Source organism: Streptomyces anulatus (assembly GCF_000721175.1).
GTDB lineage: Bacteria > Actinomycetota > Actinomycetes > Streptomycetales > Streptomycetaceae > Streptomyces > Streptomyces anulatus_C.
In genome coordinates this window covers 45,054-58,166 of sequence record NZ_JOEZ01000001.1, presented here as the reverse complement: position 1 = coordinate 58,166, position 13,113 = coordinate 45,054, and the positions used below count along the sequence as shown (strand labels likewise).

13 protein-coding genes and 2 pseudogenes are annotated in these 13,113 nt (G+C 71.9%); 5 read left to right on the top strand and 10 right to left on the bottom strand.

The window, feature by feature from the left end; all coding sequences use genetic code 11:
* Positions 1-47: 47 nt before the first annotated feature.
* From IG90_RS0100255 to IG90_RS38980, 3 genes and pseudogenes are all read left to right on the top strand, one after another.
* Positions 48-1,619 (top strand): DEAD/DEAH box helicase, encoded by a 1,572-nt coding sequence (locus IG90_RS0100255; RefSeq protein WP_030575637.1) that lies wholly within the window; start codon positions 48-50, stop codon positions 1,617-1,619.
* 148 nt (positions 1,620-1,767) lie between these two features.
* Positions 1,768-2,130, top strand: coding sequence for an SCO5918 family protein (locus tag IG90_RS0100250; RefSeq protein WP_030575635.1), 363 nt, complete (start codon positions 1,768-1,770; stop codon positions 2,128-2,130).
* Positions 2,131-2,193: 63 nt separating this feature from the next.
* Positions 2,194-2,396 (top strand): annotated as a pseudogene (locus tag IG90_RS38980) (hypothetical protein).
* Positions 2,397-2,426: 30 nt separating this feature from the next.
* On the opposite strand, the gene IG90_RS0100240 reads toward IG90_RS38980, so the two are convergent.
* From IG90_RS0100240 to IG90_RS0100230, 3 genes are all read right to left on the bottom strand, one after another.
* Positions 2,427-3,515: an acyltransferase family protein gene (locus IG90_RS0100240; RefSeq protein WP_030575632.1), complete on the bottom strand. Its 1,089-nt coding sequence runs from the start codon at positions 3,513-3,515 to the stop codon at positions 2,427-2,429.
* Positions 3,516-3,610: 95 nt separating this feature from the next.
* The gene (locus tag IG90_RS0100235; protein ID WP_030575631.1) at positions 3,611-4,039 is read right to left on the bottom strand and encodes a universal stress protein; all 429 of its coding nucleotides are present in this window, start codon (positions 4,037-4,039) and stop codon (positions 3,611-3,613) included.
* Between the two features lies 1 nt (position 4,040).
* Complete coding sequence (locus IG90_RS0100230) at positions 4,041-5,543, bottom strand: APC family permease (protein WP_030575629.1); 1,503 nt, start codon at positions 5,541-5,543, stop codon at positions 4,041-4,043.
* A 189-nt stretch (positions 5,544-5,732) separates the two neighbouring features.
* On the opposite strand from IG90_RS0100230, the gene IG90_RS0100225 reads away from it, so the two are divergent.
* Entirely contained in the window at positions 5,733-6,503 is a 771-nt protein-coding gene (locus tag IG90_RS0100225; RefSeq protein WP_030575627.1) for a peptidoglycan recognition protein family protein, read from the top strand.
* Positions 6,504-6,533: 30 nt separating this feature from the next.
* Here IG90_RS0100225 and IG90_RS0100220 read toward each other — a convergent pair whose 3' ends face one another.
* From IG90_RS0100220 to IG90_RS0100200, 5 genes are all read right to left on the bottom strand, one after another.
* Positions 6,534-6,899 carry a PH domain-containing protein gene (locus IG90_RS0100220; RefSeq protein ID WP_030575625.1) on the bottom strand — a complete coding sequence of 122 codons (366 nt, stop codon included), beginning with the start codon at positions 6,897-6,899 and terminating at the stop codon, positions 6,534-6,536.
* A gap of 130 nt (positions 6,900-7,029) precedes the next feature.
* Positions 7,030-8,991: an ABC transporter permease gene (locus tag IG90_RS0100215; protein WP_030575623.1), complete on the bottom strand. Its 1,962-nt coding sequence runs from the start codon at positions 8,989-8,991 to the stop codon at positions 7,030-7,032.
* A gap of 84 nt (positions 8,992-9,075) precedes the next feature.
* On the bottom strand, positions 9,076-9,870 hold the full coding sequence (modA, locus tag IG90_RS0100210; protein ID WP_030575621.1) for a molybdate ABC transporter substrate-binding protein: 795 nt from the start codon (positions 9,868-9,870) through the stop codon (positions 9,076-9,078).
* Between the two features lie 135 nt (positions 9,871-10,005).
* Complete coding sequence (locus IG90_RS0100205; RefSeq protein WP_030575619.1) at positions 10,006-10,401, bottom strand: TOBE domain-containing protein; 396 nt, start codon at positions 10,399-10,401, stop codon at positions 10,006-10,008.
* Between the two features lie 173 nt (positions 10,402-10,574).
* Positions 10,575-11,378, bottom strand: coding sequence for a VOC family protein (locus tag IG90_RS0100200; RefSeq protein WP_030575617.1), 804 nt, complete (start codon positions 11,376-11,378; stop codon positions 10,575-10,577).
* Positions 11,379-11,643: 265 nt separating this feature from the next.
* On the opposite strand from IG90_RS0100200, the pseudogene IG90_RS41215 reads away from it, so the two are divergent.
* Positions 11,644-11,844 (top strand): annotated as a pseudogene (locus IG90_RS41215) (GNAT family N-acetyltransferase); the annotation flags it as partial.
* Between the two features lie 15 nt (positions 11,845-11,859).
* Here IG90_RS41215 and IG90_RS0100190 read toward each other — a convergent pair.
* Complete coding sequence (locus IG90_RS0100190) at positions 11,860-12,060, bottom strand: hypothetical protein (protein WP_030575615.1); 201 nt, start codon at positions 12,058-12,060, stop codon at positions 11,860-11,862.
* A gap of 71 nt (positions 12,061-12,131) precedes the next feature.
* Positions 12,132-13,106 (bottom strand): TerC family protein, encoded by a 975-nt coding sequence (locus IG90_RS0100185; RefSeq protein ID WP_030575613.1) that lies wholly within the window; start codon positions 13,104-13,106, stop codon positions 12,132-12,134.
* Positions 13,107-13,113 lie beyond the last annotated feature (7 nt).

The following is a 13,113-nucleotide window of genomic DNA, read 5'->3' as shown; positions in this document are numbered from 1 at the left end:
CCGAAAAAGAATCCCTCGATACGTGCCCCATCGAGGAAAGGTTCTGCATGAACCGCGAACGCACGCCCCGCTCGAACGACCGGTTTTCCCGCACCCGCTCCTCCGGCGGCGCCCCCCGCTACTCCGGCGGTGGCGGCGAGCGCCGGGCCGCGGGCTTCGGCGGCGGACCCAAGCGCTCCGGCGGCTCGGGCCGGTCCGGTGGCTACGGCCGCCGTTCCGCCTCCGGCGTCAAGGGCGAGTTCGCCCTGCCGGTGACCGTCACCCCCGCCCTCCCCGCCGTCGAGACCTTCGGCGAGCTGGAGATGCCCGCACCGCTGAAGGCGGCGCTGGTCGCCGAGGGCATGACCGTGCCCTTCCCGATCCAGGCGGCCACCCTGCCCAACTCGCTGGCCGGCCGGGACGTCCTGGGCCGGGGCCGCACCGGCTCCGGCAAGACCCTCGCCTTCGGCCTCGCGCTGCTGGCCCGCACCGCCGGCCGCCGCGCCGACGCCAAGCGGCCGCTCGCCCTGGTCCTCGTCCCCACCCGGGAGCTGGCCCAGCAGGTCACCGACGCGCTCACCCCGTACGCCCGGTCGCTGAAGCTGCGCATCGCCACCGTGGTCGGCGGCATGTCCATCGGCCGCCAGGCCAGCGCGCTGCGCGGAGGCTCCGAGGTCGTCGTCGCGACGCCGGGCCGCCTCAAGGACCTGATCGAGCGCGGCGACTGCCGGCTGGACCGGGTCACCATCACCGTCCTCGACGAGGCCGACCAGATGGCCGACATGGGCTTCATGCCGCAGGTCACCGAGCTGCTCGACCAGGTGAACCCGGACGGGCAGCGGATGCTCTTCTCGGCCACCCTGGACCGCAACGTCGACCTGCTGGTGCGGACCTACCTGAAGGACCCGGTCGTGCACTCCGTCGACCCGGCCGCCGGTGCGGTCACGACGATGGAGCACCACGTCCTGTACGTCCAGGGCTCGGACAAGTACGCCACCACGACGGAGATCGCGGCCCGCGAGGGCAGCGTGATCATGTTCCTGGACACCAAGCACGCGGTCGACAAGCTCACCGACCACCTGCTGCACAGCGGGGTCAGGGCGGCGGCGCTGCACGGGGGCAAGTCCCAGCCGCAGCGCACCCGCACCCTGGAGCGCTTCAAGACCGGGCACGTCACCGTGCTGGTCGCCACCAACGTCGCGGCGCGCGGCATCCACGTCGACAACCTCGACCTGGTCGTCAACGTGGACCCGCCGAGCGACCACAAGGACTACCTGCACCGCGGCGGCCGTACCGCCCGTGCCGGGGAGTCCGGCAGCGTCGTCACGCTGGTGCTGCCCAACCAGCGGCGCGAGATGACCCGGCTGATGGCGGATGCCGGGATCACTCCGCAGATCGCCCAGGTCCGCTCCGGCGAGGCCGAGCTGAGCCGGATCACCGGCGCGCAGGCCCCCTCCGGTGTCCCGGTCGTCATCTCCGCCCCGGCCAAGGAGCGCGGCAGCAGCCGCGGCGGCGCGTTCATGGGCCGCGGCACCAAGCGCGGCGGCAGCGGGGCTCCGTCCCGGGGCCGTCGTCCCGGAGTGCCGACGCCCGAGGCCCGGGCGGCCGCCTCGCAGCGCCGGAACAACCGCGCCGCGTGATCCCGTGCGGCCGGCGGTGCACCGCCGGCCGCCCCGTACGCCCGGCGACCCTCTCCGGTGCGTGCACCGAGCCCCCCGCTCGGGGCTCCCGTACGTCCCCCCGTGCACCCGACACGTCCCCCGTGCACTCGATCCCTGTTGAGGAACCATGCGCTGTGTCATCGCCCGCTTCCCCTTCGATCTGTTCAAGAACGAGGTGGAGGACTCGATGAAGGGCATCAAGCCCGAACCCGTCACGGGCGACGCGGTGGTCATCAGCCGCCGGGTCTACCCCGTCAAGCAGGTGGGTGAAGTGATCACCCGGCAGGACCGCCGGGACTTCAGCTCCGCCGAGGTCGTCCGGGCGCTGTCCAAGCTCGGATTCACCTGCCGTACCGCCGAGTCGGCCGTGCCCGCGCCGGCCCCCGTCCGCACCCCGCTGGAGACGGCCTCCGCGCTGCTGGGCACCCCGGCCGAGGCGCGGACCGAGGCTCCCGGAGCCGTGTCCGTACCCCGGGCCGACGGGGTCTGAGACCCGCTTCCACGCCCCGCGACGCCGACTTCGGGCGTCGCGGGGCGTGTCATGTTCGGCTCCATGAAGAGAAAGCCGACCGCGTCAGGCCTGACGGTGGTGGGGTCCGTGCCGCCCGTCGCCGCGGCCCGCGCCGACGAGACGCACACCGACGCCCACAACGGACCGCAGGTGGCCTGATCGTGACGGGCCAGATCGACGATCCGCTGGAGGACGTCCTGGAAGACGTCGCGGTCCTCGGCCGTACGGTCGTCGTGGATCACTGAGCCCTCCCCGCCGCCCGGCTGCCAGGCGTCTCAGGACGCCTTCGCGGCCGGCGCCGGCTTCTGCCGGGCCCACTCCATGCGCGGCTCCAGCAGGGGCTTCAGCAGGCGCCGGACCGGGGGCGTGCAGGACAGGGTCACCATGACGGCGGCGCCCACGGTGACGGCGACCGTGCCCATCGTGGTGTTGAAGAACGGCCGGTCGTAGAAGCCCTCGTAGCGCAGGGCCCGGACGACGAAGCCGTGCAGCAGATACCCGTACAGCGTGCAGGTGCCCAGTGCGGTCATCCAGCTGCGGCCCCTCGGCACCCAGGCGAGGAAGCACGCGCCGAGCACGACGGCGGCCAGGAACAGCAGGAGCGTGGCCGCCGGGCCGGTCCACTCGGCGGTGTCCAGCTCCTGGGCGCTGTTCTTGCGGTAGAACCACGAGGTCGAGATCCGGGGCACCAGCCAGTACGCCAGGAGCATCCCGGCGGCGAAGACGGGCACGGAGACGACGCGCACCCAGGTGCGGCGGACCAGCTCGAAGTGGTGCGGGCCCATCCGCAGTCCCAGGACGTAGAACGGCAGGAACTGCAGGATGCGCTGGATCTGGAGCGTTCCGTCGGCGGCGGGCGAGACCGTCGCCACGGCGGCGATGGCGAGGGACACCAGCACCGGGAAGCGCACGGCCTGCCACAGCGGGGTGGACAGCCGCCAGAGGAACAGGGCGGGCAGGAACCACAGCAGCCAGTAGGGCTCCAGCAGCGACAGCGAATAGTCAGGGTCGCGCAGGGCGCGGTGGAAGAGCGTGTAGAGGATCTCGAACAGGATGTAGGGCACCAGCAGGCTGGTGACCAGCTTCCACACCCGGTCCGGCCGCAGTTCGAAGTTCCGCGAGAAGTAGCCGGCGATCAGGATGAACACCGGCATGTGGAACGTGTAGATGAAGGTGTACGCCGCTTCCACGAGGCGGCCGGGGGGCAGGGGTTCCCAGGCGTGTCCGATCGCCACCAGCACGATGGCCAGGTACTTCGCGTTGTCGAAGAAGTGGTCCCGGCCGCCGGACGGTGGCTTTCCGGTCTCCGGGGCGCCGACAGCGGCGGTGGGGCGCGGCTGCTCGGCCGTGAGTGGGGAAGGCATCTTGACACCCTAGAACGCGGAGGCGTTCCCTCCGCCCACTGTGTCCTGCATCACTTCCGGCCGGTTCGCGCGGGCGGCTGCGAGCTCCCGCGCCGTCAGAACGCGCCCTCCTCCGTGGGGACGCACAGCACGGGGATCTTGGACATGTGCAGCAGCTTGTGCGGGGTCGAGCCCAGCAGGGCCCCGCGCATCGGGCTCTCGCCCCAGGTGCCGACCACGATGACCCGGGCACCGTGCCATTCGGCCGCCTTTAGGAGCGCCTGTGCGGGGCCCTCGTCCAGCACCTCGACGGTCGCCGGTACGCCTGCCTCCTCGGCGGCGGTGAGGGCGTGCTCCAGGCCGGTGCGGCCGGCCTGCCGGATCGCGTCGTAGTGGCTGCGGTACTCCGCGCCTTCGCGCGGTCCGGGGGCGGCGGCCCCGTAGACGAGGACCAGTTCCTCCCCGTACGCCGCCGCCACCTCGATGGCGATGCGCAGGGCGCGGGCGGCGCCGGGGGACTCGTCGTAACCGAGGACGACCGACATCTCAGCGTTCCTTCCGGGCGCGGGCGGGCACCAGGTCCGGGTCGGCGACCCCTGGCCGCTCCTGCCAGAACACCGCGTCCCGGAGCCGCCACACCACCATCAGGACCACGCCGGCCAGGGAGATCGCGATGCCGATGACCAGCGGCGGGCCGAGCCCGAACCAGGAGGTGCCGCTGTAGGAGTTGGCCGGGTCGGACATGTCGACGACCGAGCGCACCAGCAGCCAGGTCAGCAGCCCGGCGCCGACCACCGGGCCGAGGCCGATGAGGAGGAAGTTGCGCACGCTCTCGGTGAGATGACGCCGGTAGTAGACCGCGCAGGCCACTCCGGTGAGCGCGTAGTAGAAGGCGATCAGCAGGGACAGCGCGGTGAGGGAGTCGAAGAGCGCTTCGGTGCTGATCCGGTTCACCACCAGGTACCAGGCGATCGCGATCCCGGCGACCCACCACGTACTGACGTCCGGGGTACGGAACCGGGGGCTGATGTGCCCGAAGTGCTGCGGCAGCGCCTGACGGCGGGCCATGGACAGCGCGGTCCGGGACGCCGGGATGATGGTGGTCTGGGTCGAGGCGATCGCGGAGGTGGCCACCGCCAGCAGCAGGACCCAGTCCCAGCCGCCCAGGACGTCCCCGGCGAGCTGGGCGAAGATGAACTCCTCCTCGCCCGCGTTCTCCGCCAGGAACGCCGTACCCGCGAAGGCGACGATCGCGGTGGCGACCGACAGATAGGTCACCAGGAGCACCACGGTGGACCACAGGCCCGCCTTGCCCGGGGCGCTCGCGGAGTTCTCGGTCTCCTCGGTGAGGTTGACCGCGGACTCCCAGCCCCAGTAGATGAACACCCCGAGCAGCAGCCCGCCGGTCAGCGCCGCCCCGCCCGCGCCGAACGGGTCCAGCCAGCCGACGGACGGCTCGACCGAGTCGAAGCCGGTCGTGCCCGCGTACACCCGGTAGAGCGCCACCACGACGAAGACCAGCAGGAACGCGACCTGGAGGAGGATCAGCGCGTTCTGCACCTTGGCGGAGAGCTCGGTGCCGATCACGCAGAGCCCGGTCATCACGATGATCAGCAGCACGGTGAGCAGCTGGCGCACGAAGTCGTTTCCGACCCAGCCGTCCAGACCCACCGCCAGCAGGGTGAAGCTCACCGCCACATCGGCCAGCGAGCCCACCACCAGGACGCCGGTCATGGTGATCGCCCAGCCGCCCAGCCAGCCCGCCCAGGGGCCCATCGCCCGGGTCACCCAGGAGAACGTGGTGCCGCAGTCCTGGTCGACCTTGTTCAGGTAGTAGAACGCCGAGGCGATCAGCAGCATCGGCACGAACGAGGCGAACATGACGCCCGGGGCGTAGATACCCACCAGGGCGACGATCGGGCCGATGACGGCGGCCAGCGAGTACGCCGGGGAGGTCGCGTTCAGTCCGATGACAAGGGCGTCGACGAACCCGATCGCGTTCGGCCTGAGGCCGACATCCGGTTCGTCCCGCACACGGGCGTGGGCCATGGTTCCTCGCTCCGCCGGGCACCGCGCCGGGAGCGGGCGATGATCCGGATCACATCGTAAGGAGACCGGGCGATACCCGCATCACGGACGAACCGCCCCCGCGGTGGGGCTCGGCGGAGGGCCGGTGGGTGGTCACCCGATCGGCTCGCTCCTCTGCGAAGCCGGGTGCCGGGGCGCAGGGTGGAGTCCATGTGGTCCCGCCGACTCGTCCTGGGCGTTCTGGTCCTGCCCCTGGCCCTCCTGGTGCTCGGGGACGGTCCGGCTTCCCACGGGCCCCGGACGGAGCTGGCAACCGGCCCCCGCCCGCCGCGCGGACTGCCGCAGCCGGCCGTCGTCAGCCGCCGGGAATGGCACGCGGACGAGGACCTGGTCCGTGAGGGGCCGCACTACACGGGTGCGGCGCGGGCGGTGTTCGTCCATCACACCGGCAACCCCGGTGACTACGACTGCGCGGACGCACCGGATCTGATCCGGGCCGTCCAGAGCGACCACATCCGGCAGGACGGCTGGGACGACATCGGCTACAACTTCCTCGTCGACCGCTGCGGCACCATCTACGAGGGCCGCGCGGGCGGCGTCGGCCGTTCGGTGCTCGGCGCGCACACCAAGGGGTTCAACACCGACACGGTCGGCATCGCGGCGATCGGGAACTTCGGCGCGGGGGCCGAGGTGCCGGAGCCGATGATGGACGCCCTGGTGAAGCTCACCGCCTGGAAGCTGCGGCCCGGGGCGGATCCGCTGGGCATGGTCGACCTGGTCTCGACGAACGACGAGAGCCGCTTCGACCGGGGCCAGGTGGCCCGGCTGCACGTCGTCTCGGGACACCGCGACAGCTTCGAGACCCGCTGTCCCGGCGACGCGCTCCACGACCTGCTGCCCGAACTGCGGGAGCGCGCCGCGAAGATGCGCGCAGCCGCGCCCGGGCACTCGGCCGCGGCCCGGCTGCGCCCGTCTTTCTGACCGGCTCTCCGACCGGCCGTGGGACAGCCCTCAGCGGGCGACGAACTGCGTGAGTATCGCCTGCACCTCGTAGATGTCGACGCCCTTGGTGAACGTCTTCTGGAGCGGGGTCGGGTTGCCCGAGATCCAGATCTTCAGCTCGGCGTCGAGGTCGAACGTTCCAGCCGTCTCCACCGCGAAGTGGGTGATGCTGCGGTACGGCACGGAGTGGTACTCCACCTTCTTGCCGGTGATGCCCTGCTTGTCGACGAGGATCAGCCGCCGGTCCGTGAACAGGATGGTGTCGCGGATCAGCAGGAACGCGGCGTGCACCTGCTCGTCCTGCCCGAGGAGCCGGGCGTAGTCCTGCTGGGCGGTGGCGGGCTTGATCGTGTGGGCGTTGCCGAACAGTGCCATGGGTCCCCGTTTCTCGGTCGTCGTACGTACAGAAGTACGAGCCGGCGGGGGTGATGGTTCCCCGCCGGCTCCCGGACGCGGCTTCCCGACGCCGCTCCCGGACGCCGCTCCCGGACGCGGCTGATGGGACTCAGAGCGGGACGACCGTCGCCTCCGTGGCCTTCACGCTGGTCCAGACGGCGCTCCCGTCGGCGATGCCCAGCTCGGCGGCCGCCTGCGGGGTGATCTCCGCGACCAGGTCAGGGGCCTCGGCCGAGGTGATCAGCAGCCGTAGCCGGCTGCCGCCCGAGGTGATCTCGCGGACCGTGCCGGGCCAGACGTTGCGCGGGGAGCCGGTGGGCCGCTCCCGGTGTACGGAGACGGCTTCCGGGGCGATGACCGCGAGGGCGTCCGTGCCCGCCGGGAGAGGCTCGGCCACCACGAGGTGTCCGCCGCCCTCCGGCGCCAGGCCGTCGGCGGTGGCGGTGCCGGGCCAGGCGTTGCGGCCCAGCATCCGGGCCACCCACGGCGAGCGCGGGTGCCGGGTGACCTCGGCGGGTGGCTCGTCCTGGAGAACCCGGCCGTCCTCCAGCACCAGGACCCGGTCGGCCAGCGAGACCGCCTCCACCGGGTCGTGGGTGACGATCAGGCAGACCCCGCCGAAGTCCGCGAGGTGCCCGCGCAGGGTGTGCCGCACCCGGGCCCGGGTGGTCTGGTCGAGGGCGGCGAGCGGTTCGTCCAGCAGCAGCAGGCGCGGGCGGGCGGCCAGCGCGCGGGCGAGGGCGACGCGTTGGGCCTGGCCGCCGGAGAGCTGGGCGGGCTTGCGCTGGGCGAGGTGGCCCACCCCGAGCCGGTCCAGCCAGCCCTGGGCCTCGCGCCGGGCCCCGGCGCGGGGCACGCCGTGGGCGCGGAGCCCGTACGCCGTGTTGGCCAGCGCGCTCAGGTGCGGGAAGAGCGCCCCGTCCTGGGGCACCCAGGCGACGCCACGGCGGTGCGGAGGGAGGGCGGTGACGTCGCTGTCGCCCAGGCGCAGTCGGGCGTGCGCACGGGGTGTGAGGCCGAGGAGGGCCCGCAGGAGCGTCGTCTTGCCCGCGCCGTTGGGGCCGACCACCGCGATGGTGGTGCCGGGCCCGGCATCCAGGGTGAGGTGGGTGAAGCCGGTGACGTCGGCGTGCAGCGGCCAGGGTTCCCGGGGGGCCTTCCTCAGCGGTTCGGGGGGCGGCTCGGGGAGGACGTCCGGTGCGGTGCCCGCCGGCTCCTCCGGCCGGGCCGCCGCCGCACGGCTCGCGAGGTCGCGATGGTCGCCCGGGGTGCCGGTCCAGCGGCCGCGCAGCGCGATGAGCACGATCATCGCGATGGCCAGGAGCAGCAGCGACACGGAGGTGGCGGCCTCCGGCGAGTCCTGGAGCAGCAGATAGACCTGGAGCGGCAGGGTCTGTGTGGTGCCGGGGAGGTTCCCGGCGAAGGTGATGGTCGCGCCGAACTCGCCGAGCGCCCGCGCCCAGGTCAGGGCCGCTCCGGCGATCAGCCCGGGGGCGACCATCGGCAGGGTCACGGTGAGGAACACCCGTACCGGCGAGGCCCCCAGGGACGCGGCGGTCTCCTCGTACCGGGGGCGCAGCCCGCCGAGCGCGCCCTCCAGCGAGATGACCAGGAACGGCATCGCGACGAACGTCGCCGCGAGCACGGCCCCCGAGGTGTGGAAGGGGAGCGTGACGCCGAAGGTGTCCTCCAGCCAGGGGCCGAGCAGTCCGCGCCGCCCGAACGCCAGCAGCAGGGCGACGCCGCCGACCGTGGGCGGCAGGACCATCGGCAGCAGGACCAGCGAGCGGACGAACGCCTTGCCGGGGAACGGCACCCGGGCCAGCAGCCAGGCCAGCGGCACCCCGAGCAGGAGCGAGAGGCCGAGGGACCAGAGCGAGACCAGCAGGGAGAGCCGGAGCGCCTGGGTGGTGGCCTCGGCCGTGAGGTGCGCGCCGAGTTCGCCCCAGGAGGTGCGGACCAGGATGCCGGCGAGCGGCAGCAGCAGGAACGCCACGGCCAGCAGGGCGGGCACCGTCAGCAGGAGCGGGGCGCGGACCACTGGTGTACGGCGGAGTGCTGGACGTTTCATGGGCGACCTCGTCGGGCGGCTCGAAGTGCGGTGCCCGGCAGGCCTGTCGGAGCGTTCCGTACGGCCTGCCGGGGCGTGCGGCGGTCACGGCTGCTGGAAGCCTGCGCCCTGGAGGATCTTCTGCGCGGCGGGTGTGGAGAGCCAGGCGACGAACGCGGCGGCGGCCTCGCCGTGCTTCGACGTCTTCAGTGCGGCGGCCGGATAGGAGACGATGGCGTTCTCCGCGTCCGGGATCTCGATCGCGTCGACCTTGCCGGTGGCGGTCGCGGCGTCGGTCCTGTAGACGAGCCCGGCGTCCGCCTCGCCGAGCGAGATCTTGCTGAGGACCGCGCGGGCGCTGGGCTCCTGGGAGACCGGCTTCACCCCGGTCTTCCGCGCGTCGAGGATCTGCGCGCCGTAGCGGCCCACCGGCACCTCGGGGGCGGCCAGGACGACCTTCAGCTCCGGGCCGGCGAGGTCCGTGAGGTTCTCGACGTTCTCCGGGTTGCCCTCGCCGACGGCGATGACCAGGCGGTTCTCGGCGATGACGGTGGGCTTCCCGGTGTCGCCGGAGAGGCCGTCCATCGTCCTGGTGTCCGCGGTGACCAGGACGTCGGCTGGGGCACCCTGCTTGACCTGGGCGGCCAGTTCCTGGGAGCCGGCGAAGGAGAACGTCACGTTCGTGCCGGGGTTCTCCTTCTCGTACGCGGCCCCCGCCTCCTTGAAGACGTCCGTCAGGGAGGACGCGGCGAGCACGGTCAGGCCGGCCTTCGGGACGCCCGATCCGCTGTCCCCGGCCTTGTCGGAGCCGGAGTCGTCGCCGCACGCGCCGAGCGGGATCAGGAGGGCGGCGGTCAGGACGGCGGCGGCCGTACGGCGGCGGTGGACCGGGAGAGACATGAGGGTCGGGGCTCCTTGGATGCGTGCGCGGCCTGCGGGCGGGGCTGCGGTAGGTGGGCAGCGGCGGGCCGGCGTCGGCCCGGGGCCGGCCGGGCCCGTCGTCGGCCGGTTCCCGGAGCGGCCCGGGGTGCGGACTCAGGTGCGGTCGATGTGCACGCTGGTCGACTTCACCCGGGCGGTCGCCCGCACGCCGACCTCGAGACCCAGTTCCTCCACCGCCTCCCGGGTCAGGAGCGAGACGAGCCGGTGCGGGCCGGCCTGGATCTCGACCTGGGCCGCGACGTCGCCGAGTCTCACCGCGGTGACGATGCCCGGGAACGCGTTGCGGGCCGAGGTGTACGGGGTCTCGTCCTCGTCGCCCGCGCCCTGGCCGACCTCGATCGAGAAGGCGGCCAGCGCGCGGCCGTCGATCAGACGCCGGCCGGCCTCGTCGCGATGGGTCGCGACCCGGCCGGCATCCGCCCAGCGGCGGGCGGTGTCGGGGCTGACCCCGAGAAGTCGTGCTGCCTGGCCGATTGTGTAGGACTGCATGTGCACCAAGTTAGGGCAATCAGCCTTGCATTCGCCAACCTCTGGACGATGATCCACCGCAGATGCGAGAGCTCTCGGAGGAACGTACGGGATGCGGGACGCTACGGGTGGGGGCATGCGAACGGGCCGCGTCCGTCCTCCGGTCGCGGCCCGTGCCGGGGCGTCGGACCCGGTTACGCCGCCGGGCTCGTCGCCGGCATCTCGCCCTCGGTGGTGGACACGTCGACCACGGTGAACCAGGCGCCCTGCGGGTCGCTGAGCGTGGCGAACCGGCCGAACGGGCTGTTCGCCGGCCCGTAGCGCAGCACCCCGCCGCGCTCGGTCGCCTTCGCCACCGCCGCGTCGCAGTCCGGCACGGCGAAGTAGACGTTCAGGTACGAGGGGACCTCCGGCGGGAAGTCGTCGCCCATCGCCATCCGGCCGAGGACCGTCTCCCCCTGGACGTCGAACATGGAGAAGTCCATCGACTCGTCGTCGAACTTCCGCACGGTGTACGGGAAGACCGCGGGGTAGAACGCGTCCACCGTCTTCGCGTCCCTGGTGAAGACCTCACTCCAGCAGTAGCCGCCGGGTGCGCCGATCTTCGTTTCGAACCCCTCGTGGGTGTCCGCCTGCCAGATGCCGAAGACGGCCCCGCCGGGGTCGCGGGCCAGCGCCATCGTGCCGAACTCGCCGACCTGTACGGGCTCCACCAGCACCTCGCCGCCGTGCCCGCGGACCTTCCCGGCGGTCGCGGCGGTGTCCGCCGACGCGAGGTACAGACACCACGCCGAGGGGCTCTCCGCCTCGCCCGGCATGGGCGGCGAGAGGGCGGCGGCCACCTTGCCGTCCGCGTACGCCTGCGTGTAGTGGCCGAACTCCGCCAGGCTCTCGCCGAACGTCCAGCCGAGCACATCTCCGTAGAAGCTCTTGGCCCCCTCGAGGTCGGCGAACGTGGCGTCCGCCCAGCACGGGGTGCCCTCGGGTTGTACAGCCATGGTGCCGGTCCTTCCCTGGGGTCGCTGTCCCTGGAGTCACTGCCTTCGGCCCCGCCCGTACGGGTCCCCGGCCCGCACGGGCAACGCTAGTCAGCCGTAGGCCGGTCCGCACGCCGGACGATCTCCTGCCGATTACGTACTAGTTCATAAATGACATGCGCTAGTACGAAGACGGGGATGGGCTAGGATCGCCCCATGTCCGCCTTTCCCCTCGGCCCGTGACCCTGACCGGGCGGCATGTCGAACTCGTCCCGCTGACCTTCGGCGCGTCCAGCTGAAGACCGACCACCTCAACGAGCGGTCCCAGGCGGCCATCGCCCGGCTCGGGGCGCGGCGCGAGGGCGTGCTCCGGCGGCACCGGCGACGGCCGGACGGGACCTGGCGGGACAGCGTCTTCTTCGCGCTGCTGGCCGACGAGTGGCCCGCGGCGAAGGCGCGTCTCACCGCACGCCTGGCAGCGGGCTGAGGGGGCTGCCCCGGGTCATCCCCGGGGCCGGTGCCGGACGGGCCGTTCGTCGGCGGCGTACTCCGCGCAGTCGGGGTTCTCGCAGGGGCCCGCACGCCATACCGGGACGAAGATCCCGAGGGACTTGTGGCGGTGTATCTCGGAGCGGACGGGCTGCTTGCAGGTCGGGCACATGAAAGCGGCCCGCTGATGGAGGTCACGCTTTTCGCTGTCCATTTACTCACGATATGCGGGGCGGAAGACTTTGGAAAGTCTTGCCCTTTGCTTTCCCTCTGCTTTGCCCGGCCCTACTTGCTCGAATCTGCGTCGGCCGCGTCCGACCCGTCCTGGCTTCTCGGCGGGCGGCGCATGCTCAGCGTCACCGACACCGCCAGGATGACGACGATCACCGCGAGGCTGATCGGCGAGGGAATCTCCGGGATCGAGGTGCTGATCATCTTGTGGGAGGCCTGCAGGATGAGCTTGACCGCGATGAAGGCGAGGATGACCGCCAGCCCGTGGCTCAGGTAGTGGAACCGGTCCAGCAGCCCCGACAGCAGGAAGTACAGGGCCCGCAGTCCCAGGATCGCGAAGGCGTTGCTGGTGTAGACGATGAACAGGTCGTCGCTGACCGCGAGCACCGCCGGCACGCTGTCGACCGCGAAGATGAGGTCGGCCGCCTCGATCGCGGCGACCACCGCGAGCAGCGGGGTGGCGACCCGCCGGCCCTCCTTGCGGACGACGAAATGGGTGCCGGAATAGTCGTCCTGGACCGGCATGATCTTTCGCAGCAGACGGACCGCGAAGCTCTTTCCCGGGTCGAAGTTCTCCTCCTGGCCGCTGAGGATTTTGTAGCTGCTGTAGAAAAGGATCGCGGCGAAGAGGAACAGGACGAAGGTGAAGCGGTTCACCACCGCGACGCCGGCGGTCAGGAATACCGCGCGGAACACCAGCGCGCCCATGACGCCGTAGAAGAGCACCCGGTGCTGGTATTTCCGTGGCACCTTGAAATACGCGAAGATCAGCGCGAAGACGAAGAGGTTGTCGACCGACAGGCTCTTCTCCAGCAGCCAGGCGGTGGTGTATTCCGTCCCGGCGGTCGTGCCGAGCGTCAGGAAGACGACCCCGCCGAAGATCAGCGCGAGGCCGACCCACAGCGCGCTCCACAGCCCGGCCTCCTTGAAGCCGATGACATGCGCCTTGCGGTGCGCCAGGAGGTCGACCGTCAGCGAGACGACGACGGTCACGGCGAACACGATCCAGAGCCACACCGGTACGTCCACGCCGGAG